This is a genomic window from Achromobacter sp. RT286_PF (genome assembly GCF_059760425.1).
Window position 1 is genome coordinate 102,611 of sequence record NZ_JCBAMR010000008.1, and the last position, 25,138, is coordinate 127,748.

Consider the following 25,138-nt stretch of genomic DNA (forward strand, 5'->3'; position numbering starts at 1 on the left):
TTTTGTTGCCGTGGCCTTTATGGCCATCGCGGCGTTCGCGAGCAGCCCAAAATCAATAGCGCTGCTGACCCGCCAGATTCTCTTCAAGAATGCGCTCGTATAGCGCGTAGCGCAGCGGGTTGATCTTGCCTGCCTGCAAGGCGGCCACTACGCCGCAGCCCGGTTCACGGCGGTGCGTGCAATTGTAGAAGCGGCATTCCTCGATAGGCTGCGCAAATTCAGGGAAGCCGCGGATGATGTCGTCGCGCGTCAGGTGTTGCAAGCCGAACGCCTGGAACCCGGGCGAATCGATCAGGTCACCGCCGGGATCGGGCAGGTGATAAAGCCGCGTGCTGGTCGTGGTGTGCTTGCCCATGTCCAACGCGGTGGAATGTTCGCGCGTGGCCGCGCGCGCATCCGGGATCAACGCGTTAAGCAGCGTGGACTTGCCCATGCCGCTTTGACCCAGCAGCAGGTTGGTGCGGCCGGCCAGACGAGGCGCCAGCAGCGTGTGCACCTTTTCAGGTTCCAGCGCGCTGAGCTCGACCACGGGCACGCCCAACGCCGCAATCGGCGCCAGGCGGGCGCGGGCGGCGGGCAATTCTTCCGTCAGGTCGGTCTTGTTCAAGACGATCAGCGGCGAGATGCCTGCGCTCCAGGCGCCGGCCAGGGCTCGCCCGGTCAGGTCGTCGGAGAAGGTCGGCTGCACCGCGATCACGATCAACAACTGGTCGACGTTGGAGGCGAACTGCTTGGACCGCATCTCGTCGGACCGGTACAGCAGGTTGGTGCGCGGCAGGATCGCGTCGATCGCGCCTTCGTCCTTGCCTTGGGGGGCAATGCGCACGCGGTCGCCGACGGCGGCGCCGGCCTTTTTGCCGCGGGGGAAGCACTTGCGCAGCGATCCGTCGGCAAGCTCAACGGTGTAGTGGCGTCCGTGCGCGGCGATGATGCGGCCGTCCAGCTGGCCGTCCACGGCGTCGGTCATGGGCGCTGCCACGCCGTTTCTGGCATTGCGCGGGGCGCTCATGCGGTGGGCGCCATCAGGTGGCGGATGCGCTCGGCGGCGGGGGGATGGCTATCGTAGAAGGCGGAATGCACAGGGTCGGGAGTCAGCGTAGCGGCGTTGTCGTCGTAGAGTTTGACCAGCGCGGACACCAGATGTTGCGGCGAACTCTGCTCGGCCGCATAGCGGTCCGCTTCGAATTCGTCGCGACGCGAGTACCAGCTGGCCAACGGCGTGAACATGAAAGTAAAAACGGGAATGACCAGGAAGAACAGCAGCAACGCCATCGCGTCGTTGCGTCCGCCCAGTTGGGGCACCACACCCAGGTCCATGTAGAACCAGGGTTGTTGCGATACCCAGCCCAGGATGGCAAAAAAGGCCAGCGCGGCGCCAAAGCTGAACACAACGCGCTTGATGATATGACGCTTGGCGAAATGACCCAGTTCGTGGGCCAACACCGCTTCAATTTCATCGCCGTTCAGGCGCGCCAGCAGGGTGTCGAAAAACACGATGCGGCGCGACCTTCCAAAGCCGGTGAAATAGGCATTGCCGTGCGCGGACCGGCGCGAGCCGTCCATCACGAACAGGCCGTTCAGCGCGAAGCCGCAGCGCTGCGCCAGCCGTTGAATGCGGCCGGCCAGGTCCGGGTCGGACAGCGGCGTGAATTTATTGAAAAGCGGGGCAATGAACATGGGGTAGACGATCAGCAGCGCCAGGTTGAACACCGTCCACAGCGCCCACGCCCAGACCCACCAGTAGGCGCCCGCGCTGCCCATCAACCACAGCACGGCCGCGGCCAGCGGTAGGCCCAGCACGGCGGCAACCAGCAGGCCCTTGGCCGTGTCGGCAATGAATAGCTCGGGCGTCATCCGGTTGAAGCCAAAACGCGCCTCAAGCTTGAACTGCCGCCACAGCGTGAAAGGCAGGCCCAGCACGCCAAGCACCAGCGCCACTACGACCAGCAAAAGCATCTGGCGCAAAAAATCATTGCTGGTAAGCTGCCCAACCATCAGGTCGATGAATTGCAAGCCGCCCATCAACGTCAGGCAGACCAGCAAAATGGCGTCGTAGGTGCGTTCAAGCATGCCTAGTTTGACGCGGGCGATGGTGTAATCGGCCGCGCGCTGATGGCTGGTCAGGCCGATGCGAGGCGAAAATTCATCCGGCACGCGATCGCGGTTACGCGCCACGTGGCGGATCTGGCGACCGGCCAGCCACAGGCGCACGGCAATATCGGCCAGCAGGAAAGCAACGAACAGCAGTGTGAACATGGGCGAAGCGTTTTGCTCAGTAGGGATGTGCGAAAATCGCGTGTTTTATAGGCAAATTATATGGCTGTGAACGAAAATCGCCTGGTCTGGCTCGACATGGAAATGACCGGGCTGGATCCCGAGAAAGAACGCATCATCGAGGTGGCCGTCGTGGTGACGGAACCCGACCTGACGGTCGTGGCCGAAGGCCCGGTGCTGGTCGTCCACCAGCCTGACAGCCTGCTTGACGCCATGGACAACTGGAATAAATCCACCCACGGCAAAAGCGGCCTGATCGACAAGGTGCGCGCGTCCACGGTGTCCGAAGCGCAGGCAGAGGATACGCTCTTGGCGTTTTTGGCGCAGCATGTGCCGGCGGGTAAATCGCCGCTGTGCGGCAATACCATCAGCCAGGATCGCCGCTTCATGTTTGCGTACATGCCGCGCCTGGAGCAGTTTTTCCACTACCGCAACCTGGATGTCAGCACGCTGAAGGAATTGGCGCGCCGCTGGGCGCCGGCCGTGTACAAGGGCTTTGAGAAAAAGAGCCGCCACGAAGCGCTGGCTGATATCTATGAGTCCATCGACGAACTCAAGTACTACCGCGAGCACCTGCTGAAGGTGTAAGCCAGGCGGTTTTCAGGGGGCGCATGTATCGGGCCGGATGCAGTGGGCCGCATTCATCGGCCTGCATTCACTCGGCCTGCATTCACTCGGCCTGCATTCACTCGGCCGCCTGCACCGGGCAGGGTCCTTGACCCGCCCGCCGCCACACCTGTCAGGCCGGCCGACCACCGAAACGGGATTCCACCTCGGCCGTCAGCGGCGTATAGCGCGCATTATCTTGCCCGGCGCGCGCGTTCAGATGCGTCTCCGACGCGTCGAAAACCTTCCAGTAGATTCTTCCGCACAGCGCGCGGGCGGCGTGGCCCGGCCAGTTGTCGGGCAGCATCGGGCCGGGCAGCTGCGGGTCGTGTAGAACGATCCGGCGCCAATTGTGCAGCAGCATGACCCGCACGACGAACGCGTCGGCGGGCGGCGGCGCGTCATCCAGCAATTTTTCCAGCGGGCCAAAGTTGCGGGAGAACTGGCGGTACTGCTCGGCCACGTCGTCCAGGTTCCAGCATTGCGACGCCAGGCTGGCGATCGGCAGGCCGCCCGCGCCGGCCAGATCCCGGGCGGACAGCACCAGCGCCCGATCCGGGATACCCAGCTTTTCAAGAATGTCGTGCGCGGCCCGCGCCTCGGTGTGCGGGTGGGCGAACAGGCCCGGCGCGATCATCCCGAACCCTTCCCAGACCAATTCCCGACGCAACTCGGCGCGCTCGGCTAGCCCGTTGCCCGTGCGCGGTAGCGCCACCAGGGTCCATTCCCCGTTCCAGTCCTGCGTTGCACCTTCGTAGATGCGCTGCGAGGCATGTGCGGTATGTCGCAGCCCCTGTTCCGAAATCAGGTACAGACTGCGCCGGCCATGTCGTTCCGATTGCAGCCAGTTTTGCGCCACCAGCCGGAAAACGCTGGTGCGCAGCAGGCGTTCATTGATACCAAGCGGGGCCAGCAATTCGATCAGGTCGCCCAGCCAGATGGCGCCCCCGTGAGGGGCCAACGCGTCCCCCAGCAAGCTGACGCACAGCGATTTGGCGCGAGGCGGGTCGCTTTTCAACAAGCGGGACAGGAAACGGTCCAAAGGCGACGTAGGGTTTGCCATAAGGGGGGCCGCATGCGGCCGATATCAGGATCCGCAATATGATACATAAATCCAATGTGATACAGCTTTGCGTTTGACAATGGTTTTTTTGTATTAAATAATCCGCCTATGACATGACGGCGCTGCGGAACGTTTGCCTTGCGATTTCGCAAACCGTCTCAAGGAGACAAACATGTACGCTCAACTCGTCGAAACCGGCGTCAAGCAGGTCAAAACCGCCGACCAGCTTGAAGGCCCCGAACAGACGTTCCAGCGCCGCATAGACGATGGCGTGCGCATCGAGGCCAAGGACTGGATGCCCGATGCCTACCGCAAGACGCTGGTGCGCCAGATCTCGCAGCACGCGCACTCGGAAATCGTCGGCATGCTGCCCGAAGGCAACTGGATCACGCGGGCCCCGTCGCTCAAGCGCAAGGCGATCCTGCTGGCCAAGGTGCAGGACGAGGCCGGCCACGGGCTGTATCTGTACAGCGCCGCCGAGACGCTGGGCGTGTCGCGCGATGACCTGATCGACGACCTGCACGCGGGCCGCGCCAAGTACTCCAGCATCTTCAATTACCCGACCCTTAGCTGGGCGGACATCGGCATGATCGGTTGGCTGGTCGATGGCTCGGCCATCATCAACCAGATTCCGCTGTGCCGCTGTTCCTACGGCCCCTACGCGCGCGCCATGGTGCGCGTCTGTAAGGAAGAGTCCTTCCACCAGCGCCAGGGCTATGACCTGTTGATGCAGATGTGCCTGCATGGCACACCCGAGCAAAAGGCGATGGTGCAGGATTCGCTGAACCGCTGGTGGTGGCCGGCGCTGATGATGTTCGGCCCGTCGGACGCCGATTCGCCCAACAGCGCGCAATCGATGGCCTGGAAGATCAAGCTTTTCTCCAACGACGAGCTGCGCCAGAAGATGGTGGACCAGACCGTGCCGCAGGCCGAATACCTGGGCCTGACCGTGCCGGACCCCGACCTGAAGTGGAACGCGGAACGCGGCCACTACGACTTCGGCGAGATCGACTGGAGCGAGTTCTACGCCGTGCTCAAAGGCAATGGGCCGTGCAACCGCGAACGCCTGGCCGCGCGCGTCAAGGCGCACGAAGACGGCGCCTGGGTGCGCGACGCATTGGTCGCTTACGCGGACAAGAAGGCGCAACGCAAGGCCGCTTGAAGCGGTCTGCAACGCCTGCCCGCCTGCAACCCGCGCCTGCAACCCGCGTCCGCATCCCGCGCCGCAACCCTTGCTGCAACCCATACCGCAACCTTCACTGCATACCGGTGCGCGCCGCGCGCGCCCGGCATTTCAAGGATATCCATCATGAGCAAAGACTGGCCTTTGTGGGAAGTGTTCATCCGCAGCCAGCACGGCCTGGCCCACAAGCACGTCGGCAGCCTGCATGCCCCGGACGCCGAAATGGCGATCAATCACGCGCGTGACGTCTACACGCGCCGCAACGAAGGTCTGAGCATCTGGGTCGTGCGCGCCTCGGACATCTCGGCCAGCAGCCCCGGCGACAAGGAACCCTTGTTCGAGCCGGCCAACAGCAAGGTCTACCGGCATCCCACGTTTTTCCCGATGCCCGAAGAAATCAAGCACATGTAAGGCGGCAGGCGGACATGGACAAGACTTTGTTTGAATACCTGCTGCGCCTGGGCGATTCGTCGCTCATCCTGTCGCAGCGGCTGGGCGCGTGGACCGGGCACGGCCCCATCCTGGAAGAGGACCTGGCGCTGACCAATACCGCGCTGGACCTGCTGGGGCAGGCGCGCATGTGGCTGACGCTGGCGGGTGAAGTCGAAGGCGCGGGCCGCGATGAAGACGCGCTGGCCTATCACCGCGACGCTCACCAGTTCCATAACGTGTTGCTGGTTGAACGCGCCAATGGCAACTATGCCGACACCATGGCGCGCCAGTTCCTGTTCGACGTCTGGCACTACTTCCTGCTGCAACGCCTGGAACAATCCTCCGACGAACGCGTGGCCGCCATCGCCGCCAAGTCCATCAAGGAAGTCACTTACCACGTGCGCCGCTCGTCGGACCTGGTCGTGCGCCTGGGCGACGGCACCGACGAAAGCCACGCCAAGATGCAGGCCGCCATCGACGACGCCTGGCGCTTTACCGGCGAACTGTTCGCCGACGACGCCGTGGACCAGGACGTGGCCGCGCGCGGCATCGGCTGTGAACTGGCCGCGCTGCGCGAACCGTGGCTTGCGCACGTGCGCGAAGTGCTGGAAGAAGCCACGCTGACCGTTCCCGATGAAACCGCGGCCAACCATCTGGCCTACCGGGGCGGTCGCCAGGGCAAGCACACCGAAGAGCTGGGCTACGTGCTGGCCGAAATGCAGTACCTGCCGCGCGCCTACCCGCGAGCCACCTGGTGAACGCGCTGGCGCCCGTTTCCGCCGACCAGGTCTACGCCTGGCTGCACGAGGTCCCCGACCCGGAGATCCCCGTGCTGTCCGTGGTGGACCTGGGCGTGGTGCGTGAGGTGAATTGGGAAGGCGACACCTGTGTCGTCGTCATCACCCCCACGTATTCCGGCTGCCCGGCCATGCGAGAAATCACGCAGGACATCCAACAGACGCTGGCCCGCCATGGCGTGGCCGACGTCCGTGTCGACACCCGCCTGGCGCCCGCCTGGACGACCGACTGGATGAGCGAAAAGGGCCGCGAAGCGCTCAAGGGTTACGGCATCGCCGCGCCCGCCGAGCGCGCCATCGACATTTCGGGCATCAGCCGCCGCGCTGTCGCGCCCGCCATCGCGTGCCCGCGCTGCGGCTCTCGCGATACGCGGATGGTCAGCAACTTTGGGTCCACGTCGTGCAAGGCGCTGTATCGCTGCGTGTCTTGCCGCGAACCCTTCGATTATTTCAAGACTCACTGAGAGCGGTTTCAAGATGAGCAACCAATTTCATTCCTTGAAGGTGGCCTCGGTGGCGCGCAACACGCGCGATGCCGTGGTGGTGACCTTTGACCTGCCCGACACGCTGACCGACGAGTTTGCCTTCCTGCCGGGGCAGTACCTGACCCTGCGCACGCAGCTGAACGGCGAAGAGCTGCGCCGCTCGTACTCGATCTGTTCCGCGCCGCACGACAAGCTGCTGCGCGTGGCCATCAAGAAGGTCGACGAAGGCGCGTTCTCCAGCTGGGCCAACCATGAACTGCAACCCGGCCAGACGCTGGAAGTGATGGCGCCCGCCGGCAACTTCACGGTGGATTTCTCGCCCGAGAACCAGCGCCATTACGTGGCCTTCGCGGTGGGCAGCGGCATCACGCCGGTGTTCTCGCTGGTGAAAACCGCGCTGTCGATCGAGCCGCGCAGCAAGTTCACGCTGTTCTTTGGCAACCGTGCGTCGTCGGCCGTGCTGTTCCGCGAAGAAATCGAAGACCTGAAAAACCTGTACATGGAGCGCTTCTCGCTGGTCTACGTCATGAGCCGCGAGACGCAAGACATTGAACTGTTCAACGGCCGCCTGGACGGCGATAAGGTCGACCAGCTGATGTCGGCCTGGATGAGCCCCGAAGACATCGATTACGCTTTTGTCTGTGGTCCGCAAACCATGACGGAAAGCGTGGTCGAGCGGCTGCAAGCGCGCGGCATTCCCAAGGCGAACATCAAATTTGAACTGTTCGGCGCGCCCAAGGGGCCGCGCGCACTGCGTACCGGCCACGACGCCCCGCAGGCGCCAGGCAAGGGCCAGTGCGAAGTGACCGTGGTGCAAGACGGCCACAGCCGCATGTTCGTGATTGATAAGAATAAAGACAGCGTGCTGGACTCGGCGCTGGCGCAGGGAATCGAGCTGCCCTATTCGTGCAAGGGCGGCGTGTGTTCCACCTGCCGCTGCAAGGTCATCGAAGGCGAAGTGGACATGGATGCCAACTTCGCCCTGGAAGACTACGAAGTGGCGCGCGGTTTCGTACTGAGCTGCCAGAGCTTTCCGGTCAGCGACCGCCTGGTCATCGACTTCGACCAGGAAACCTGACGCGGCCCGTGCCGGTCAGACACCCCTAATTCATTGGAGAGACAAGCGTGTCCCAAAAATTCTTCGAGCGTCACCAGCCCGTGCTGGAACAATCCCTGGCGGCTGCCGCGCTGCGCGGCTACTGGAGCCCGTTTGCCGAATCGCCCAGCCCGCGCAACTATGGCGAAACCGCCAACGACGACGGCCGCGCCGCCTTCGAAGCGCTCAAGGGCAAACCGTTTCCCCTGAACCTGCACGACGCCGACGGCACGGTGGGCGGCGAGAAATCGCCCTACGGTTTCGACCTAGGCATTACGTACCCGCATGTGCCGGTCGACAAGCTGATCGGCGCGTCCAAGCGCGCGCTGGAAGATTGGCGCCGTGCCGGTCCGCAAGCCTGGGTGGGCGTGTCGCTGGAAATCCTGGCGCGCTTGAACAAGCTGAGTTTTGAAATTGCCTACGCCGTGCAGCACACCACCGGCCAGGGCTTCATGATGGCCTTTCAGGCCGGCGGCCCGCACGCGCAAGACCGCGGCTTTGAAGCCGTGACCTACGCCTGGCAGGAAATGTCGCGCATTCCGGGCGTGGCGATGTGGGAAAAGCCGCAAGGCAAAAATGACCCCATCCGCATGGAAAAGCAGTTCACCGTGGTGCCGCGTGGCGTGGCGCTGGTGATCGGTTGCTCGACGTTCCCAACGTGGAACGGCTACCCCGGCATGTTCGCCAGCCTGGCCACGGGCAACACCGTTATCGTCAAGCCGCACCCGGGCGCGATCCTGCCGCTGGCCATCACGGTGAAGGTCGCGCGCGAAGTGCTGCAAGAAGCCGGCTTTGATCCCGATGTGGTGTTGTTGGCCGCGCACGAAGCCGGCGACGACACGGCGCAGAAGCTGGCGCTGGACCCGGCCGTCAAGATCGTGGACTTTACCGGCAGCACCGCCAACGGCAACTGGCTGGAAGACAACGCGCGCCAGGCGCTGGTCTACACCGAGAAGGCCGGCGTCAACCAGGTCATCATCGATTCCACCGACGACCTGAAGGGCGTGGCGCGCAACCTGGCGTTCTCGCTGGCGTTGTACTCGGGCCAGATGTGCACGGCGCCGCAAAACATCTACGTGCCGCGCGACGGCATCAACACGCCGGAAGGCCGCGTCAGTTTTGACGACGTCGCTGCCGCCCTGGGCGTGGCGCTGGAGAAGCTGGGCGCCGACGCCGCCCGCGCCGTGGAATTGACGGGCGCCATCCAGAACGACGGCATCGTCGAGCGCATCGAAAAGGCCCGCGCGCTGGGCCTGCCGGTGGTGGCCGACAGCAAGGCGCTGACGCACCCGCAGTTTGAAAATGCCCGCGTGCGCACGCCGCTGCTGCTGCGTACGGAAGCCGGCAATGCCGCCATCAGCCAGGAATGGTTTGGCCCGATCGCCTTCGTGGTGGCTACGGATTCCACCGCCCACAGCGTTCAGCTGGCGCGTGACAGCGTCATTCAGCACGGTGCGCTGTCGCTGTCCGCCTACACCACCGACCCGCAAGTGGCCGACCAGGTGCAGGACGCGGCCGAAGTGTCCGGCGTGTCGCTGTCGCTGAACCTGACGGGCGCGGTGTTCGTCAACCAGACCGCGGCCTTCAGCGACTTCCACGGCACCGGCGCCAACCCGGCCGCCAACGCCGCGCTGTCCGACACCGCCTTCGTGTCGAACCGCTTCCGCGTGGTGCAAACCCGCCGTCACGTCTAAGCAGGGCGACGCTTATGAGCTATCAGGATATTCAATTTGATTTGTCGGGCGGCATCGCCCGACTGACGCTGAACCGCCCGGACAAGCTGAACAGCTTCACCGCGAACATGCACGCCGAAGTGGCCGACGCGTTGACGCGCGTGGAAACCGAAGGCGCGCGCGTGTTGGTGCTGACCGGCGCGGGGCGGGGCTTTTGCGCGGGGCAAGACTTAAGCGAGCGCAAGCCCGCCGAAGACGGTACGCCGCCGGACCTGGGCGAAACCGTCGACAAGTTCTACGCGCCGCTGGTGCGCCGCTTGAACGCCTTGCCGATGCCGGTTGTGGTCGGCGTGAACGGCGTGGCGGCGGGGGCGGGCGCCAACTTGGCGTTCGCGGGCGACATCGTTATCGCCAAGGCGTCGGCCAATTTCATTCAGTCGTTCTGCCGCCTGGGCTTGATCCCCGACACCGGCGGCACGTTTGCGCTGCCGCGACTGGTGGGCCGCGCGCGCGCCATGGGCCTGGCGATGCTGGGCGACAAGCTCAGCGCCAAGCAGGCCGAGGAATGGGGCCTGATCTGGCAGTGCGTGGCGGACGAGGAATTCGACGCCACCCTGGAACGGTTGGCGCAGCACTTTTCCACGGCACCCACCAAGGGCCTGGCATACACCAAGCGGGCCATGCAGGCCAGCCTGGGCAATGATCTGTCGACGCAGCTGGATCTGGAACGCGACATGATGCGCGAACTGGGCCGTAGCGCTGACTACGCCGAAGGCGTGGCCGCGTTCCTGGGCAAGCGCGAACCGCAATTCAAGGGGCAATGATGACCGTGCACGTTCCCCCCATTGAAGCGCCCAGCGATCCGCAGGAATTGGCGCAGGCCGTTGGCACCGTGATGTACGCGGGCGACGCGGCCTCGCAAGGCCTGGACATGAAGGTCGAGGAAATGGCGCCCGGCTATGCGCGGCTGACGATGCGCGTGCGCGGCGACATGCTGAACGGCCACAAGACCTGCCACGGCGGCTTTATCTTTGCGCTGGCCGACAGCGCGTTCGCGTTCTCGTGCAATTCCCGCAATGTCAGCACCGTGGCGTCGGGCTGCACCATTGATTACCTGGCGCCGGGTTTCGAAGGCGACTTGCTGACGGCAGTGGCGCAAGAGCGCTCGCTGGCCGGCCGCACGGGCGTGTACGACGTCACCGTTACCAACCAGGACGGCCGCAATGTCGCCCTGTTTCGCGGGCGGTCCTATCGCATCAAGGGCCAGATCGTGGGGGTTCCCGCCGAAGGCTGAGGATGACGGTCCAACGCCACTAGAACATTCGTCATCCAACAAAGATAGAACCCGCGCGCCGAGCGGACCGGCGTAAAGAGAAATTCAGGAGAGAGATAACCATGTCCAACACCATGAGCAAGCCGGGGCTGGACCCCATCGAGCATGCCAGCCAGGACGAGCTGCGCGCGCTGCAGCTCGAGCGCCTCAAGTGGTCGCTCAAGCATGCGTACGACAATGTTGCGCATTACAAGAAAGCGTTCGACGAAGCGGGCGTGCATCCCGACGACCTGAAGCAGCTGTCCGATATTTCGAAGTTTCCTTTCACGACCAAGAAGGAACTGCGCGACAACTATCCGTTCGGCATGTTTGCCGTGCCGCGCGAGCGCATTTCGCGCGTTCACGCGTCCAGCGGCACCACGGGAAAACCGACGGTGGTGGGCTACACCAAGGGCGACCTGGACAACTGGGCGAACCTGGTGGCGCGCTCGATTCGCGCGGCCGGCGGCAAGCCGGGCGACACGGTGCACATCGCCTATGGCTATGGCCTGTTCACCGGCGGGCTGGGCGCGCATTACGGCGCCGAGCGCCTGGGTTGCACGGTCATCCCGATGTCGGGCGGGCAAACCGAAAAGCAGGTGCAGTTGATCAACGATTTCCGTCCGGACATCATCATGGTCACGCCCTCCTATTTCTGCAATATTCTCGAAGAACAGCGCCGCCAGGGCATTGATCCGCGTCAAAGCTCGCTGCGTATCGGCATCTTCGGCGCGGAGCCGTGGACGGGCCAGATGCGTGCCGATATCGAGGCCGAAGCCGGTATCGATGCGGTGGATATCTACGGCTTGTCGGAAGTGATGGGCCCGGGCGTGGCCAGCGAGTGCGTGGAAACCAAAGACGGCCCGGTCGTCTGGGAAGACCATTTCTACGCCGAGATCATCAACCCGGACACCGGCGAACCGGTGGCCGACGGCGAGGCCGGCGAACTGGTGTTCACGTCGCTGACCAAAGAGGCGATGCCGATCATCCGCTACCGCACTCGCGACCTGACCCGCCTGTTGCCGCCCACGGCGCGCAGCATGCGCCGCATCGGCAAGATCACCGGCCGCAGCGACGACATGTTGATCGTGCGGGGCGTGAACATGTTCCCGACGCAAGTGGAAGAACTGGTGCTGAAGATCGCCCAGCTGGCGCCGCATTATCAGCTGGTCCTGTCGCGTACCGGCAATATGGACGAGCTTGAAATCCTGACCGAAGTGCGCGCCGAGTTCTCGGGGCTGTCGGACGCCGAACGCAATAACCTGGGCAAGCAGTTGCAGCATGCCGTGAAGACGCACATCGGCGTCAGCGCGCGCATCCAGGTGTCGGACGCCGGCCATGTGGAACGCACGCTGACCGGCAAGGCGCGCCGCGTGATCGACAAGCGACCGAAGGTGGTTTGATCGAGGCTGTCTGATCCGGTTGTTTCCGGTTTCAGCCGTCAATCACAAAAAAAGCAGCCGTCTGGCTGCTTTTTTTATTTCCGTAACCCCCGCGAAAAGGCGCCAGGGGAGGGCGCCAGGGGAGCGCCGCGTTGGCTACCGCCCCACGGCCAACGTGCGAACGATACGGCGGTACCAGATGTGCAGCAGGATGGCGGACAGCGCCAAGCCCACCATTGCCATCAACCACATGCTGCCCGCGCCTTCGGGTGAGCCGGGCAGCAACGCGTTGCGGACGCCGTCCAGGCCACCCCGGCCAGGGCCAAAGCCGAACCACCAGCCGCCGACCAGCCCCACGCCCGCCAGCGCCACCACCTGCAACAGCAGCGGCACCACCGCAACCTTGTAGGCGCGCAGCAGGTAAGAGTTGATGCATTGCATGGAATCGAACAGGTGAAACAGCGGCAACACCGCCAGCAGCGTCGTTGCCACGGCAGCCACGCCGATGTCGTCCGTGTATGCGGCAAGGATCAGGGGCCGGCCCGCCAACAGCACGGCGGCGGTCAACAATGCGCCGATCAGGCCCAGCGCCAGCCCGGCCATGCCGGTGCGATGCGCGTGCGCAAGATTGCCCGCGCCGATGGCCTGCGCGGTCAGCGCCGCGGTGGCCACGCCCAGCGCCATGGGCATCATGTAGCACAGGGCCGCCAGGTTCGACATGATCTGGTGTCCGCCCGTGACATACGTGCCTTCGCGCGCCACCAGCAGGGCCATGAAGGTAAAGGCCGACACCTCGACCAGGTACGAGCCGCCCATGGGGATGCCCAGGCGCAGCAGTTCCTTCAACGTCTTCCAGTCGGGCTTGCCCACGCGCAGATTGAAGCGGCGATAGAAGCGATCGTGCGTGATGACCCAGAGGCCCAGGCCCAGGCTCATCCACGACACCACGGCGGTTGCCAGGCCCGCGCCGGTGGCGCCCATGGCGGGCAGGCCCAGGTTGCCGTAGATGAACAGCCAGTTGAAAAACGCCTTGAATGCAATGGCGGACAGGTTGATTGCCATGACCAGCTTTGGCCGCGATACCGAGGTGCCCAGCGCGTAGATGGTGCGAAACACCAGCGCGGCCGGCAGGGCCAGCACCAAGGCCTGCAAGTAGGACCCGATCCGTTCGCGCACGCCCGGCGCCACGTCGCCCGACATCGACAACCACACGTCCGGGAACAGCATCAGCACCGCGCCCACCACGGACAAGCCCAGCGCCAGCCAGACGCCCTGGCCCCAGCTGCGGCCGACTTCGTCGTTGTTGCCGGCGCCGAAATGCTGCGCAAGGATGGGGATGAGCGCATGTACCACGCCCATCAGGCCAACGAAAACGGTGATGTAGATAGAGGCGGACAAGGCCATCGCGGCCAGGTCGCTGGCGCTGGAGTGGCCTGTCATGGCGGTGTCCAGCACGCCGAACGAAATGCCGGCCCACTGGCTGATCAGCACCGGCCACGCTTGTTTGGCGATGCCGCGCACAGTGGCGCCGAAGGATATCGGCGCCGCGTTGACGGAATTCATCGGTTCGGGCCGACTCGCAGCAGTCGGAACACTTCCTGGCGATCGGCGCGGCGGCCGCCCTGCCACAACACGTCGGCCCCGTCGCTATAAGCGGCAGTGTTGTCGCGCAGGCTTTGGTTGTTGGTCTGTTGCAGGATCAGTGTGCACTTCGCGTCGAACGTGAAGGTCAGATTGTCGAAGATCAGGAACGATGCGCGCTGGCCGCTGCCCAGGCTCAGGCCACGTATGCATTCGCCGGGCCGCGCATGTTGCGCCAGTGCCTGCGCCAGTTGGCCCGATACCGTGCGATAGCTGCGCGCGTAGTCCACGGCGGGTTGCCACAGCAGCACAAGCAGAATCCAAGTTACGGTCAGGCCGCCGGCGGACAGCACCGTGCCGCGCCACAGCGCTTGCGGGCGTACGCGCAGGCGCCACACCACCAGCGCAATCCAGGCCACGGTAAAGATCACCGCCAGCGTGAAGGCGCCCCACGAAATGACGGGCTCGTAGCCGGTGGTCTGGCGGGCGATGTTGCGGGAAATCTGCGCCGGCCAATTGAAGTGCAGGGCCACCCAGCCGAGCCACGCGGTGGCGGCCGTCAGCGAAAAACACATGACGGCAAACCAGTCCAGCGTATTGACCACGCCACGGCGCAGCGTGGGTAACGAGAACGCGCCCAGCACGGCGCAGGGTACGGCCAGCATCACGTATTCGGAGTCGGACGCCTCTTCCAGTACGAACAGCACCAGTGCCGCGCAGACCAGCAGCATCAACGGCAGCCAGATGTGCGGGGCGTAGATCCATTCGCGCCAGCGCCAGACCGCCAGCAAGGCCAGCGGCCATGTCGGCCACAAGTACCAAGGCAGGTCGCGCAGCGTGCGGCCCATGTCGTGCCAGGTCGGCAAGGCGAATGACGTCAGGTTCCAGGTCTTCCAGTTGCGGATCCAATACTGGCTGCTTTCGCTGGCCGGAATCCACCACGCCAGGATCAGCGCTACCGTCACCAGCACCGCCCACGGCAGCCAGCGCTTGCACTTCCACAATTGGCTGCGCGGATAGAACGCCAGCAGTGCGCCGATCATGATGGGAATCGCGCCCACCCAACCGCGCGTAAGAAAGCTTGCGGCCAGCGCGATGCCCAGCGTGGTGGTGCCGGTAACCGGCCGGTCGACGCTGCGCGCCAACGAATAAAAGGCCAGCGCCTGGCAGGCCATGATGGCGGGTACGACAGTGGTTTCGTGCGTGCGCTGAAGGATGCCCACGGTGGCCAGCAGCAGCAGCAGCGCGGCGTCGGCCAGCATGCGTCCATAGTCGCGCGGTTCGGGTTCGCCGCCAAAGGGCAGCGCCAGGGGTTGTGCTTCGCTACGGCGGCCCAGCAGGTAGGTGCCGTACCAGACACTGGAGGCCGTGATGCCGAACCACAGCAGATTCGGCAGGCGGCCGGCGGTGATATCGCCGATAAACGGGCCGAACAGCCAGATGCAGATGGCGCCCACCCAGGTAATCAGCGGGCCTTCTTCGGCATGGGCCAGCAGCCCGACCTGGGGCAGCAGCCACGTGATGCCGCCTTCCCGGATGGCGGTGATCATCGTCGCCAAGCCAACCGCATCGTCCGTTTTCCACGGGTCGCGCATGAACAGGCCGGCCACGATATAGGCCAGCGCCAGGCCCAGCAGGATCAACCTGGGAAGCTTCGCGGTTGCCACGGACGTGAGCCGGGCAGGAGTGGAAAAAGAAAGTGGGGACACGGGCGTTAATGTAACCGAGGGATCAGGTTGCGCCAGCCCCTGGCTTGCAAAAAGCAGGCAAGGGAGGAAAAAAAAGCAGCCCGGAGGCTGCCTTTTTGCTGTGACTCCCGTAGGAGCAACAGGATCAGGAAGCGGACTTGACCGTGCCGGCGGTACGGGCGAAGCGGGCGCGGAACTTTTCCACACGGCCGGTTTCGACGATACGCGTTTGGGCGCCCGTATAGAACGGGTGCGATTCGGAGGTCACGTCGCACTTGAAGAGCGGGTACGTCTTGCCGTCGATTTCGACGGTTTCGCGCGTGTGCACGGTCGAACGGGTGATGAACTTGTTACCCGTTTGCAGGTCGGCGAAGACGACTTCGCGGTATTCGGGGTGAATGCCTTCTTTCATGGTGCTTATCCTAGGACCCGCCAAGGGGTCTTTCAAGTTGTAGGGTCGCCAGCCAGGACGCGTTATGCCGTTCACAGTAGAACGCCCACGCAAGGATTCCAGCCACGTATCCAAAAAGTAACCCCAAATTCTAGCACGGGTTTTTCCCGGTAGACCAGGGCGGGCAGGCCGGAATCGGCAGCCCGCCACCGGGCGCAAAAGGGGACGGGCCTTTACAGTTCCGTGCGCAGTTTCCAGATCTCGGGGAACAGGACGACATCCAGCATCCGCCGCAGGTAATCCACGCCCGACGTGCCGCCGGTGCCGCGCTTGAAGCCGATGACGCGCTCAACGGTTGTGACGTGGCGGAATCGCCACAGTCGGAACGCGTCTTCCAGATCGGTCAGTTTTTCGCCCAGCTGATACAGGTCCCAATAGCGATCGGTGTCGCGGTACACCGTCAACCATGCGGCTTCCACGCCTTCCGACGATTCATACGGCTGGGTCCAGTCACGTTCCAGGCGGTCCGCCGGCACGGCGACGCCATGGCGTGCCAAGAGCCGCAGGGACTCGTCATACAGCGAGGGCGCGTCGTACGCGCTGCGCACCTGGGCCAGCAGGTCTTCGCGGTGCGCATGCGGTTTCAGCATGGCCGCATTCTTGTTGCCCAGCAGGAATTCGATCTGGCGGTACTGGTAGCTCTGGAATCCGCTGGAACGCGCCAGGTACGGCCGCAGCGCCGAATATTCGGGCGGCGTCATCGTGGCCAGCACATCCCAGGCATGAACCAGCTGCTCCATGATCTTGCTGACTCGCGCCAGCATCTTGAAGGCCGGTTGCAGCCGGTCGGCCGCCACGGCGGCGATGGCTGCGCGCAACTCATGCAGCATCAGCTTCATCCAGAGTTCGCTGGTTTGGTGCTGGATGATAAAGAGCATCTCGTTGTGCTCGGGCGACAGCGGATGCTGCGCGCCCAGCACCTGATCCAGATGCAGGTAGTCGCCGTAGGTCATGTCGCGCGTGAAATCGAGCTGCGCTTTTTCCTGGTGGACGATGTCTTCGGGGCGGTGGGGGCAGCTCATGCTTGGCCTCCGTGGCAGGGCGGGGCAGCGCGGCGGGCCGAGGCGGGCAATGCGCGCCAGCCCGGAGCGCAGGAACGGGCGCGCGCAAGCGCGACGGCGTGATCTGGGGAAAGGTTCATGGTCGTGCGTCTTTCAAGGCGGGCGGCCCGTATAAGGTGGCCGCCCGAAAGCCAGCGGACCAGCCTACAGTTCGCGCAATACGGCGCGTACCGGGCTGGCATCGGCCTGGACCAGCGCCAACGGCAGGGCGATCAATTCGTAATCGCCTTCGGGCACATCATCGAGAACCAGGTTTTCCAGTACCCGCATGTCGTGCCGCAAGATCGTATGGTGGCTGTCCAGGGTCTTGCTGGACGCGGGGTCGATGCTGGCGGTATCCAACCCGATCAGCATGACGCCGCGTTCGGCCAGCCATTCGATGGTTTGGGGGGCGTAGGCCGAAAAATCGTCCGTCCACCAATCTTGCGCCGCATGCTTGGCAGTGCGCACGAGCACGCGCGGCGGCAGGTTCAGCGCTGCGTGCGCCAGGTGGTCCGTGGTGATCAACGGGCCGCAATCAATGGCGTGAATGACGCGGCAAGGACCCAGAAATGGTTCCAGCGAGACCGCGCCGATGGCGGCAGCGCCGTTCTGATAGTGCAGGGGGGCGTCGGCATGGGCGCCGATGTGCGGCGACAGCGTGATTTCACTGACGTTAACCGGACAGCCGGGCGTCAGCGACCACTTCCATTGCTGGCGGTACGGCGTGTCGCCGGGGAAAACCGGTGACGCCGTGGAGACGGGCGGGGAAATGTCCCACAAGCGTTTCATCAGAAGCGTTTTCGTGTCGGCCGGAATATTCCGGCGAATGGTCCAGCGGATGTTCTAGCGAATGGTCCAGCAAATGTTCCAGCAAATGTTCCAGCGCGAATAGGTTAAAGCCTAAAGCAATTCCGCTCGGCAGTCTAACGAAATCCGGCGGCTTGGGGCGTGCCGACAAGCACCCTGCCGCCCGCTACAGCCCGCCCAGTTCCGCCATGGATATGACCGACGCGCCGGCCACGATCAGGTGGTCGACCAGTTTAACGTCCACGAGGGCCAGCGCCTGTTTCAGCTGTTGCGTGAAGCCCCGATCCGCCGCGCTGGGCTCGGCCATGCCAGAAGGGTGGTTATGCGCCACGATCAGGGCCGCCGCGTGGTGGCGCAGGGCCTCGCGCACGACCTCGCGGGGGTAAACCGATGCCTGCGACAGTGTTCCGCGCGCCAGTTCGCCCGTGGCGATCACCCGTAGCTGGTTGTCCAGGTAGAGGGCGATGCAGTGTTCCACCCGCCGATGGCCCAGCGCCGTCAGGCAATATTGCTTTACCTGGGCGGGATGGCGCACAGAATGGGGCCGGGTCAGGTCTTCTTCGACGGCGCGGCGCGCCAGCTCCAGCAGGGCGGCCAGGGTGCAGGCCTTGGCGGCGCCCAGCCCCGGAACGGCCATGAGCTCCTCGGGTGTGGCCCCCAAAAGGCCGCGCAGGCCGGAAAAACGCTCAAGCAGCCGGTTGGACAGATCCACCACATTGGTGCCCGGAATCCCCGTGCGCAGCCCCAGCGCCAGCAGCTCTGCGTCCTGGAGCGCTGCTGCGCCATGGCGTAGCAGCCGCTCTCGGGGACGCTCGTGTTTTGCCAGCCGGACAGACAATTTCATATAAGGCTCTAAAATCAGGGTTTATCCAATATCCATACGGTGGCAGATCTTGAGCATCGCCTCTAACGAAGTGAACGTTTTTGTCCGTCCGGATTCCTACCTGACGCTGCATTACCGAATCACGCTTGCGTCCGGTCCTGGCAAGGACTCTGTGTTCACGAATACTTTCGACGGCCGTCCCGGCACGCTGCAAATGGGCAGCGGCCAGTGGGCGCCTGGCCTGGAAGCCGCGCTGATCGGCCATGCCGAAGGCGAGAAATTCAGCGTCACCCTGGAACCCGCCGACGCCTACGGCGACCGCAACCCCGAACTGATCCAGCGCGTCACGCGGGCGATGCTTGCCGAGCACGCGGGCGCCGACGCCACGTTCGAGCCGGGCGACCTGGTCGAGTTCACCGCCCCCAACGGCGGCCGCTACTCGGGCGTGCTGAAAGAAATCAACGATGAGTCGGCGCTGTTCGACTTCAACCATCCGCTTGCGGGCGTCCGCTTGCAACTGGACGTGGCGCTGCTGGGAGTTCTCTGATGAGCAAGGCCGTTACCGCCTCCGACGCCGAAGTCCTGCTGGCGCAGCCGCGTGGCTTCTGTGCCGGTGTGGACCGCGCCATCGACATCGTCGAACGCGCGATCGAACTGCATGGCGCACCGATCTACGTGCGCCATGAAATCGTCCACAACCGCTATGTCGTGGAAGACTTGCGCGCCAAGGGCGCCGTCTTCATCGACGAACTGGACGATGCGCCCCCGGGCGCCATCGTCGTGTTCTCGGCCCATGGCGTGTCCAAGGCGGTGCGGGCCGAAGCCGAGGCTCGCGGCTTGCAGGTGTTTGACGCCACCTGCCCGCTGGTCACCAAGGTGCACATTGAAGTGGCCCGCATGCGCGCGGCCGGCCGCGAGATCATCATGATCGGCCACAAGGGGCATCCTGAAGTGGAAGGCACGCTGGGCCAGGCGCAAGGCGGTATGTACTTGGTGGAAACCGTGGAAGATGTGGCGGGCCTGCAAGTCAGCGACCCGGAAAACCTGGCTTTCGTGACGCAGACGACGCTGTCCGTGGATGACGCGGCGGCGGTGTCGCAAGCGCTGAAGGCGCGTTTTCCCAGCATTGTCGAGCCCAAGAAAAGCGACATCTGCTACGCCACCCAGAACCGCCAGGATGCGGTCAAGGTGCTGGCGCCCGAGTGCGACCTGGTGCTGGTCGTGGGCAGCCCGAACAGTTCCAATTCCAACCGGCTGCGCGAAGTGGCCGAACGCAAGGGCGTGGCGTCCTACCTGATCGACGGCGCGCAATCCATTGACCCGGCGTGGTTGGTTGACCGCAAGCGCATCGGCGTGACGGCGGGAGCTTCGGCGCCTGAAATCCTGGTGCAGCAGGTCATCGACCGCGTCAAGGAATTGGGCGCCGTGTCTGTGCGCACCATGCCGGGCCTGGAAGAAAATGTGGCCTTTCCGTTGCCCAAGGGCTTGTCGCGCAAGTCCGCGCAGACGGAATCGCTGGAATAAGCAAGCGCCGCCCGCACGGCGGCACAGCGCCCAAAAAAACAAGGAGAAGACTTCATGCAGTTGTACAGCTACTTCCGCAGCTCGGCCGCGTATCGCGTGCGTATCGCCCTGAATCTGAAGGGCCTGACTTACGAATATTTGCCCGTACACCTGCTGAAGGACGGCGGCCAGCAACTGTCGGACGGCTATCGCAAGCTGAACCCGACGGCGCTGGTGCCGACCTTGATTGATGGCGATGCGGTGATCGGCCAGTCCCTGGCCATCATCGAATACCTGGAAGAAACGCATCCGCAGTCGCCGCTGTTGCCGGCCGATCCGATTGGACGCGCGCGCGTGCGCGATCTGGCACTGGGTATTGCCTGCGACACGCATCCGCTGAACAACCTGCGCGTGCTGAAGTACCTGAAGCACACGCTGGGCGTGGACGAAGCGGCAAAAACCGCTTGGTACAAGCATTGGGTGCATCAAGGCCTGGAAGCGCTGGAAGCCCAGCTGGCACGCTCAAGCGCCACGGGCCGTTTTTGTCATGGCGACACGCCCACCATCGCGGACCTGTGCCTGGTGCCGCAGGTGGCCAATGCGCAGCGTTTCGAGTGTGACCTTTCCGCGATGCCCAACGTGACGCGTATCGATGCCGCCTGCCGCGAGTTGCCGGCTTTCGCAAACGCCGCGCCGGGCAAGCAGCCCGACGCGGAATAAGGGTAGCCGGCCGGCCGGCTGGCCGGCTGGCCGTCAGCCGATCTGCACCGGCACGAAGATCTTGTCTTCGCCGCGCTGAACCAGCAGGGCCACGGTCTTGCCGGCCTTGGACAGCGCTTCCTTGACCTGGCCGATGTTGTGCACCGGCACGCCGTTCAGCGACAGCAGCACGTCGCCCGGTTCGATGCCAGCCTTGGCGGCCGGGCCGGCAGAGCGCTCGATCAGCAACCCTTCGGTGCCCGAGGCCTGCTGCTCCTGCGGGCTCAGGGGGCGCAGGGCAAGGCCCAATTGACCGCGCTGCACGTCTTGATCGCCGGACGCCGACTGCGTCTTGTCCTTCGGAACGCCGCCCAAGGTAGCGACCAGTTCCTTCGGAGCACCGGCGCGCCAGACGTCCAGTTTGATCTTTTCGCCGGGCGAAGCCAACGTAATCATCGACGCCAGATCGCCCGAGGACACGATGGTCCTGCCATTGATCTGGCGCACCACGTCACCCGGTTGCAAGCCCGCCTTGTCGGCGGCACTGCCCTTTTCGACGCTGGACACCAGCGCGCCGGACGGCGAATCCAACTTGAACGAATTGGCCAGGTCCTGATTCACTTCCTGCACCGTCACACCCAGGCGCGCATGCTGCACCTTGCCGTGTTCCAGGATCTGGTCCTTGATCTTATAGGCCACGTCGATGGGAATCGAGAACGACAGGCCCTGGAAACCGCCGGTGCGACTGTAGATCTGCGAGTTGATGCCCACGACTTCACCACGATCATTGAACAGCGGGCCACCCGAATTTCCCGGGTTGACCGCCACGTCCGTCTGGATGAAAGGCACCGACGTGTCATCGGGCAGCGAGCGGCCCTTGGCACTGACGATGCCGGCCGTGGCCGTATTTTCCAGGCCGTAGGGCGAGCCGATGGCCAGCACCCATTCGCCCACTTGCAGCTGGTTCACGTCACCCACCTTGACCACCGGCAGGTTCTTGGCGTCGATCTTGAGCACGGCCACGTCGGTCTGCGGGTCCGCGCCCAGCACTTTCGCCTTGTACTCGCGGCGGTCGGTCAGTTTGACGGTGACTTCCTTGGCATCCTGCACGACGTGTGCGTTGGTCAGGATGATGCCGTCGGCGCTGATGATGAAGCCCGAACCTTCGCCGCGCATCGGAACTTCACGCGACGGCATGCGACCGCGCGAGCCCGGTATCTGGCCGAAAAACTGGGCAAAGGGGTCATCGTCATCGGCGGATACCTTGCGCGTGCCGCTGACGCTGATGTTGACGACGGCCGGGCCAAAGTCACGCGTGATCTGCGCGAAGTTGGGCGGGCTGGAAGCGTTGATGGATGGCGTTGCGGCGATGGCGGTCGGGGCGTTTGCCGCCATCGACACGCCGCCCGTCACGGCGGTTGCGCCGGCGCCGCCAATGGCGCCAGCGGCCAGCAGCGCCAGCACAAGGCGCGAGGGTTTCATTTGCGAGGTCTTCATGTCGGCTCCTGCGTTCATGTTTGAGGACATGGCGCTATCTTCGGGCCTGACACTTAGGCGAATCTTAAATCGGCGTAATCAACGCAAAATGGGAAATCGCACGCGCGCGCGCAGCCCTTGGCCACCGGGCGCGTCCTCAAGAATGATGTCGGCGCCATGGCGATCCGCGATGGCTCGCGCGATTGACAGGCCCAGTCCGCTGCCGTGCTGCGTGTTGCCTTCGGCGCGATAGAAGCGGTCGAAGACGCGCTCGCGTTCGGCGGGGGGTATGCCGGGCCCCTCATCGTCGATGGTGAAAGACGCCTGGTCCGCTTCGGATTGCAGATGTAGCCGGATGCGGCCGCCTTCCGGGCTGTGCTTGATGGCGTTGTCCAGCAGGTTGCGAGCGAGCAAGGTGAGGGCGTCCCGATGGCCTTGTACGCGCGCTTCGCTGGCCCCTTCCATGTCGATGGCGATCGCCTTGGCATTGGCCTGTGCCAGCGTCTCGGACAGCGCCTGGCGCAGCACGTCGGCCAAGTCCACGGGGGCCGCGGGCGTGGGCTCCGACGCGCTTTCGTGGCGAGCCATGGACAACATCTGCTCCACCAGCCGGGTGGCGCGGTCAATGCCCGAGGCCAGGCGCTGTTCCGCGATTTTGCGGCTGTCGGCGTCGCCGGCCCGTTGCAGAGCCTGTAGCTGCAAGCGCAGTGCGGCCAGTGGCGAGCGCAGCTCGTGCGCCGCGTCGCCAACGAATTGTTTTTGCTGGGCGAAGGCGGTTCGCATGCGTTCCAGCAACAGGTTCAATTCAAGAATCAATGGGCGGATCTCGTCGGGCAAGCCTTGCACGTTGACGGGCGACAGATCTTCGGGCTGCCGCGCCGCCACCTGAGCGCGGGCACGCTTGACGGGTCGCAGCGACCAACTGACGACGCACCACACCACCAGCATCAACAGGGGCGCCGCCGCCGCGATGGGTGCGATGGTTCGCAGCGCCAGCTCGCGCGCCATGTGCTTGCGCACGTTCATGTCCTGCGCCACCTGTATCACCTGAAACGGGGTGGCCAACGCGTACACGCGGTACGTGGTGCCTTCCATCTTGGCGTCGGAAAAACCCAGGACGATCTGATCCGGCAGGGGGCGGCGCGAACGGGAATTGAAAACGCGCAGGCCGTCGGGTGTCCAGATTTGAATGATCAGATCGTCTGCCATGGGCGTTGCGGCGCCCAGGCTTTGCGTGGGGCCGGTGCTGAGCAAGCCATCGCCCGTGCCCAGCGACAGCGCAGTGCGTTGCAGCAGCGAATCAAAGATGTCGTCGGCCTGGGCCAGCGTGCTGCGATACGCGATAACGCCTTGCGCCAACGCGCCGACCACGATGGCGGCCAGCAGAAAAAACAGCAGGCGGGCTCTCAGTGAGTAGCTAAGCCTGATGCTCATGTTTTGGGGATGACATAGCCGACGCCTCTGACGTTCTGGATCAGGTTCGGACCCAGTTTCTTGCGCAGGCCATGAATATAAACCTCAACCGCGTTGCTGCTGACGCTGTCTTTCCAGCTGTAGAGTTTTTCTTCCAGTTGAGCGCGCGAAAAGATCATGCCCGGGCGGGCGATCAGCGGCTCCAGGACGGCCCATTCGCGGGCGGTCAGCGCAACCGGCGTGCCGTCCACCATGGCGGCGTGCGATTGCGGGTCGATCGTGATGCCCTCATGTTCAAACACCGGTTCGGCGCGGCCGGCACTGCGGCGTATCAATGCCCGCATGCGCGCCAGCAGTTCGTCCACGTCGTATGGCTTGACGATGTAGTCGTCCGCGCCTGCGTCCAGGCCGGCAATGCGGTCGCTGACGGCGTCGCGGGCGGTGGCGATAAGGACAGGCGTGCGGTCCTTGCGGGCGCGTAGCTCGCGCAGCAAGGCCAAACCGTCGCGCTTGGGCAGGCCCAGGTCCAGCAGGATGAGGTCGTAGGGGTCGGTACGCAGTGCCGATTCAGCAGCGCTGCCGTCCCGGACCCAGTCCACGGCGTAGTGTTCGGCGCGCAGGCAATCCAGCACGCTTTCACCAATCATGATGTCGTCTTCGACAAGGAGGATGCGCATGGTGGTCTTCGCTTGGCTGAATGAAAATCCAGCAAGTTGGACGCGCGGCGGGCGGGTGGAGTTCCCGTTGGGGGGAAGCGGCTTGCCGACGTGTCGGGGCGCGGAAATGAAAAAAGCAGCCCGAGAGGGCTGCTTTTAGAATTTGGTGCCGGCAATAGGAGTCGAACCTACGACCTTCGCATTACGAATGCGCTGCTCTACCAACTGAGCTATGCCGGCAAGACCATTTGCTTGGGATTTGATCGCCTTTCCGGGTTGCGGAGCAACGAACAAAAGATCAGCAAAACATCTTTGTTCTTTCCAGTTCGCCGCCCTGTTTATGGGGCCTGATCTGGAAAGACCGAAATCATATCAGAGTTTTTTGGGGATGGGAAACGGTCGGCCGAAAAAGAACTAAAAAAATCGCAATTTGCGCGCGCCAAAAATTTAGTTCATAATTGCGTTCTTGGCAGATCCCCGATAGCTCAGTCGGTAGAGCGACGGACTGTTAATCCGCAGGTCGCTGGTTCGAGCCCAGCTCGGGGAGCCAAAAGAATTCAAGGTCACAAGCCGCTACGCGCAAGCATGGCAATGGCACGGGACCCAAGCCGAACTGAAGGGCCACTCGCGAAAGCGAGTGGCCCTTTTAGTTTTTGCTGCGCGCCCCGCTACCACGCGGATACGGTTGTTGTGCG

At 64.0% G+C, this 25,138-nt stretch carries 25 protein-coding genes and 2 tRNA genes; 14 read left to right on the forward strand and 13 right to left on the reverse strand.

Annotated elements, in window-relative coordinates:
• Positions 1-52: 52 nt before the first annotated feature.
• Positions 53-967 carry a ribosome small subunit-dependent GTPase A gene (gene rsgA, locus AC6LJY_RS09535; protein WP_104143357.1) on the reverse strand — a complete coding sequence of 305 codons (915 nt, stop codon included), beginning with the start codon at positions 965-967 and terminating at the stop codon, positions 53-55.
• Between the two features lie 38 nt (positions 968-1,005).
• Entirely contained in the window at positions 1,006-2,256 is a 1,251-nt protein-coding gene (locus AC6LJY_RS09540; RefSeq protein ID WP_314361030.1) for a M48 family metalloprotease, read from the reverse strand.
• Positions 2,257-2,316: 60 nt separating this feature from the next.
• Between AC6LJY_RS09540 and orn the strand changes: the two genes are divergently transcribed.
• Positions 2,317-2,862, forward strand: a complete 546-nt coding sequence (orn, locus tag AC6LJY_RS09545; protein WP_046802753.1) for an oligoribonuclease — start codon at positions 2,317-2,319, stop codon at positions 2,860-2,862.
• Between the two features lie 151 nt (positions 2,863-3,013).
• Here the strand turns inward: orn and paaX are convergent, their stop codons facing one another.
• Complete coding sequence (gene paaX / locus AC6LJY_RS09550) at positions 3,014-3,943, reverse strand: phenylacetic acid degradation operon negative regulatory protein PaaX (protein ID WP_104143160.1); 930 nt, start codon at positions 3,941-3,943, stop codon at positions 3,014-3,016.
• A 172-nt stretch (positions 3,944-4,115) separates the two neighbouring features.
• Between paaX and paaA the strand changes: the two genes are divergently transcribed.
• The 9 genes from paaA to paaK all read left to right on the forward strand — a co-directional run bounded on the left by paaA (position 4,116) and on the right by paaK (position 12,324).
• The gene (paaA, locus tag AC6LJY_RS09555; protein ID WP_050447890.1) at positions 4,116-5,105 is read left to right on the forward strand and encodes a 1,2-phenylacetyl-CoA epoxidase subunit PaaA; all 990 of its coding nucleotides are present in this window, start codon (positions 4,116-4,118) and stop codon (positions 5,103-5,105) included.
• Positions 5,106-5,252: 147 nt separating this feature from the next.
• Positions 5,253-5,537: a 1,2-phenylacetyl-CoA epoxidase subunit PaaB gene (paaB, locus tag AC6LJY_RS09560; protein ID WP_006218245.1), complete on the forward strand. Its 285-nt coding sequence runs from the start codon at positions 5,253-5,255 to the stop codon at positions 5,535-5,537.
• A 14-nt stretch (positions 5,538-5,551) separates the two neighbouring features.
• Positions 5,552-6,316 carry a 1,2-phenylacetyl-CoA epoxidase subunit PaaC gene (gene paaC / locus AC6LJY_RS09565; RefSeq protein WP_498135816.1) on the forward strand — a complete coding sequence of 255 codons (765 nt, stop codon included), beginning with the start codon at positions 5,552-5,554 and terminating at the stop codon, positions 6,314-6,316.
• Positions 6,313-6,819: a 1,2-phenylacetyl-CoA epoxidase subunit PaaD gene (paaD, locus tag AC6LJY_RS09570; protein WP_046802757.1), complete on the forward strand. Its 507-nt coding sequence runs from the start codon at positions 6,313-6,315 to the stop codon at positions 6,817-6,819. The genes paaC and paaD overlap by 4 nt, the downstream gene beginning before the upstream one ends.
• A 13-nt stretch (positions 6,820-6,832) precedes the next feature.
• On the forward strand, positions 6,833-7,918 hold the full coding sequence (paaE, locus tag AC6LJY_RS09575; RefSeq protein WP_046802758.1) for a 1,2-phenylacetyl-CoA epoxidase subunit PaaE: 1,086 nt from the start codon (positions 6,833-6,835) through the stop codon (positions 7,916-7,918).
• A 47-nt stretch (positions 7,919-7,965) separates the two neighbouring features.
• A complete protein-coding gene (gene paaN / locus AC6LJY_RS09580; protein WP_104143163.1) occupies positions 7,966-9,630 on the forward strand; it encodes a phenylacetic acid degradation protein PaaN in 1,665 nt (554 codons plus the stop codon).
• A 14-nt stretch (positions 9,631-9,644) separates the two neighbouring features.
• Positions 9,645-10,433 carry a 2-(1,2-epoxy-1,2-dihydrophenyl)acetyl-CoA isomerase PaaG gene (paaG, locus tag AC6LJY_RS09585; protein WP_046802760.1) on the forward strand — a complete coding sequence of 263 codons (789 nt, stop codon included), beginning with the start codon at positions 9,645-9,647 and terminating at the stop codon, positions 10,431-10,433.
• Positions 10,433-10,903: a hydroxyphenylacetyl-CoA thioesterase PaaI gene (paaI, locus tag AC6LJY_RS09590; RefSeq protein WP_046802881.1), complete on the forward strand. Its 471-nt coding sequence runs from the start codon at positions 10,433-10,435 to the stop codon at positions 10,901-10,903. Before paaG ends, paaI begins: the two co-directional genes overlap by 1 nt.
• Positions 10,904-11,004: 101 nt before the next feature.
• Entirely contained in the window at positions 11,005-12,324 is a 1,320-nt protein-coding gene (gene paaK / locus AC6LJY_RS09595) for a phenylacetate--CoA ligase PaaK (RefSeq protein WP_046802761.1), read from the forward strand.
• Positions 12,325-12,459: 135 nt separating this feature from the next.
• Here paaK and AC6LJY_RS09600 read toward each other — a convergent pair whose 3' ends face one another.
• The 6 genes from AC6LJY_RS09600 to radC form a co-directional block, all read right to left on the reverse strand.
• Positions 12,460-13,866 (reverse strand): MATE family efflux transporter, encoded by a 1,407-nt coding sequence (locus tag AC6LJY_RS09600; RefSeq protein ID WP_498135817.1) that lies wholly within the window; start codon positions 13,864-13,866, stop codon positions 12,460-12,462.
• Complete coding sequence (locus AC6LJY_RS09605) at positions 13,863-15,593, reverse strand: glycosyltransferase (protein WP_314361047.1); 1,731 nt, start codon at positions 15,591-15,593, stop codon at positions 13,863-13,865. The genes AC6LJY_RS09600 and AC6LJY_RS09605 overlap by 4 nt, the downstream gene beginning before the upstream one ends.
• Before the next feature lie 124 nt (positions 15,594-15,717).
• Positions 15,718-15,984 carry a type B 50S ribosomal protein L31 gene (locus AC6LJY_RS09610; RefSeq protein ID WP_006218255.1) on the reverse strand — a complete coding sequence of 89 codons (267 nt, stop codon included), beginning with the start codon at positions 15,982-15,984 and terminating at the stop codon, positions 15,718-15,720.
• Positions 15,985-16,196: 212 nt separating this feature from the next.
• Entirely contained in the window at positions 16,197-17,045 is an 849-nt protein-coding gene (gene kynA / locus AC6LJY_RS09615) for a tryptophan 2,3-dioxygenase (RefSeq protein WP_498135818.1), read from the reverse strand.
• Positions 17,046-17,228: 183 nt separating this feature from the next.
• Complete coding sequence (gene kynB / locus AC6LJY_RS09620) at positions 17,229-17,855, reverse strand: arylformamidase (RefSeq protein WP_006218257.1); 627 nt, start codon at positions 17,853-17,855, stop codon at positions 17,229-17,231.
• 184 nt (positions 17,856-18,039) lie between these two features.
• Positions 18,040-18,717: a RadC family protein gene (radC, locus tag AC6LJY_RS09625; protein WP_219991952.1), complete on the reverse strand. Its 678-nt coding sequence runs from the start codon at positions 18,715-18,717 to the stop codon at positions 18,040-18,042.
• A gap of 49 nt (positions 18,718-18,766) precedes the next feature.
• Here radC and AC6LJY_RS09630 point away from each other — a divergent pair, with 49 nt between their 5' ends.
• The 3 genes from AC6LJY_RS09630 to maiA are packed head-to-tail and all read left to right on the forward strand — an operon-like array spanning position 18,767 to position 20,919.
• A complete protein-coding gene (locus AC6LJY_RS09630) occupies positions 18,767-19,243 on the forward strand; it encodes an FKBP-type peptidyl-prolyl cis-trans isomerase (RefSeq protein ID WP_006218259.1) in 477 nt (158 codons plus the stop codon).
• The gene (ispH, locus tag AC6LJY_RS09635; protein WP_046802766.1) at positions 19,243-20,220 is read left to right on the forward strand and encodes a 4-hydroxy-3-methylbut-2-enyl diphosphate reductase; all 978 of its coding nucleotides are present in this window, start codon (positions 19,243-19,245) and stop codon (positions 20,218-20,220) included. The genes AC6LJY_RS09630 and ispH overlap by 1 nt, the downstream gene beginning before the upstream one ends.
• A 54-nt stretch (positions 20,221-20,274) precedes the next feature.
• Positions 20,275-20,919, forward strand: coding sequence for a maleylacetoacetate isomerase (gene maiA / locus AC6LJY_RS09640; protein WP_120154450.1), 645 nt, complete (start codon positions 20,275-20,277; stop codon positions 20,917-20,919).
• A gap of 33 nt (positions 20,920-20,952) precedes the next feature.
• Here the strand turns inward: maiA and AC6LJY_RS09645 are convergent, their stop codons facing one another.
• The 4 genes from AC6LJY_RS09645 to AC6LJY_RS09660 form a co-directional block, all read right to left on the reverse strand.
• The gene (locus AC6LJY_RS09645; protein ID WP_046802768.1) at positions 20,953-22,395 is read right to left on the reverse strand and encodes a DegQ family serine endoprotease; all 1,443 of its coding nucleotides are present in this window, start codon (positions 22,393-22,395) and stop codon (positions 20,953-20,955) included.
• A gap of 78 nt (positions 22,396-22,473) precedes the next feature.
• Positions 22,474-23,808 (reverse strand): ATP-binding protein, encoded by a 1,335-nt coding sequence (locus AC6LJY_RS09650; protein ID WP_046802769.1) that lies wholly within the window; start codon positions 23,806-23,808, stop codon positions 22,474-22,476.
• Positions 23,805-24,464, reverse strand: a complete 660-nt coding sequence (locus tag AC6LJY_RS09655; protein WP_046802770.1) for a response regulator — start codon at positions 24,462-24,464, stop codon at positions 23,805-23,807. Before AC6LJY_RS09655 ends, AC6LJY_RS09650 begins: the two co-directional genes overlap by 4 nt.
• Before the next feature lie 143 nt (positions 24,465-24,607).
• Positions 24,608-24,683: transfer RNA gene (locus AC6LJY_RS09660), tRNA-Thr, on the reverse strand.
• Between the two features lie 234 nt (positions 24,684-24,917).
• Between AC6LJY_RS09660 and AC6LJY_RS09665 the strand changes: the two genes are divergently transcribed.
• A tRNA-Asn gene (locus tag AC6LJY_RS09665) sits at positions 24,918-24,993 on the forward strand.
• Positions 24,994-25,138 lie beyond the last annotated feature (145 nt).

What these genes read in the sequence shown, in the direction of transcription:
- AC6LJY_RS09600 (WP_498135817.1), bottom strand. Translation starts at nt 13,866, where the DNA reads ATGAATTCCGTCAACGCGGCGCCGATATCCTTCGGCGCCACTGTGCGC.
- AC6LJY_RS09540 (WP_314361030.1), bottom strand. Translation starts at nt 2,256, where the DNA reads ATGTTCACACTGCTGTTCGTTGCTTTCCTGCTGGCCGATATTGCCGTG.
- paaK (WP_046802761.1), top strand. Translation starts at nt 11,005, where the DNA reads ATGTCCAACACCATGAGCAAGCCGGGGCTGGACCCCATCGAGCATGCC.
- kynB (WP_006218257.1), bottom strand. Translation starts at nt 17,855, where the DNA reads ATGAAACGCTTGTGGGACATTTCCCCGCCCGTCTCCACGGCGTCACCG.
- kynA (WP_498135818.1), bottom strand. Translation starts at nt 17,045, where the DNA reads ATGAGCTGCCCCCACCGCCCCGAAGACATCGTCCACCAGGAAAAAGCG.
- paaX (WP_104143160.1), bottom strand. Translation starts at nt 3,943, where the DNA reads ATGGCAAACCCTACGTCGCCTTTGGACCGTTTCCTGTCCCGCTTGTTG.
- paaG (WP_046802760.1), top strand. Translation starts at nt 9,645, where the DNA reads ATGAGCTATCAGGATATTCAATTTGATTTGTCGGGCGGCATCGCCCGA.
- paaC (WP_498135816.1), top strand. Translation starts at nt 5,552, where the DNA reads ATGGACAAGACTTTGTTTGAATACCTGCTGCGCCTGGGCGATTCGTCG.
- paaE (WP_046802758.1), top strand. Translation starts at nt 6,833, where the DNA reads ATGAGCAACCAATTTCATTCCTTGAAGGTGGCCTCGGTGGCGCGCAAC.
- paaB (WP_006218245.1), top strand. Translation starts at nt 5,253, where the DNA reads ATGAGCAAAGACTGGCCTTTGTGGGAAGTGTTCATCCGCAGCCAGCAC.
- paaI (WP_046802881.1), top strand. Translation starts at nt 10,433, where the DNA reads ATGACCGTGCACGTTCCCCCCATTGAAGCGCCCAGCGATCCGCAGGAA.
- maiA (WP_120154450.1), top strand. Translation starts at nt 20,275, where the DNA reads ATGCAGTTGTACAGCTACTTCCGCAGCTCGGCCGCGTATCGCGTGCGT.
- radC (WP_219991952.1), bottom strand. Translation starts at nt 18,717, where the DNA reads ATGAAATTGTCTGTCCGGCTGGCAAAACACGAGCGTCCCCGAGAGCGG.
- AC6LJY_RS09610 (WP_006218255.1), bottom strand. Translation starts at nt 15,984, where the DNA reads ATGAAAGAAGGCATTCACCCCGAATACCGCGAAGTCGTCTTCGCCGAC.
- AC6LJY_RS09645 (WP_046802768.1), bottom strand. Translation starts at nt 22,395, where the DNA reads ATGAAGACCTCGCAAATGAAACCCTCGCGCCTTGTGCTGGCGCTGCTG.
- ispH (WP_046802766.1), top strand. Translation starts at nt 19,243, where the DNA reads ATGAGCAAGGCCGTTACCGCCTCCGACGCCGAAGTCCTGCTGGCGCAG.
- AC6LJY_RS09655 (WP_046802770.1), bottom strand. Translation starts at nt 24,464, where the DNA reads ATGCGCATCCTCCTTGTCGAAGACGACATCATGATTGGTGAAAGCGTG.
- paaA (WP_050447890.1), top strand. Translation starts at nt 4,116, where the DNA reads ATGTACGCTCAACTCGTCGAAACCGGCGTCAAGCAGGTCAAAACCGCC.
- orn (WP_046802753.1), top strand. Translation starts at nt 2,317, where the DNA reads ATGGCTGTGAACGAAAATCGCCTGGTCTGGCTCGACATGGAAATGACC.
- rsgA (WP_104143357.1), bottom strand. Translation starts at nt 967, where the DNA reads ATGACCGACGCCGTGGACGGCCAGCTGGACGGCCGCATCATCGCCGCG.
- AC6LJY_RS09650 (WP_046802769.1), bottom strand. Translation starts at nt 23,808, where the DNA reads ATGAGCATCAGGCTTAGCTACTCACTGAGAGCCCGCCTGCTGTTTTTT.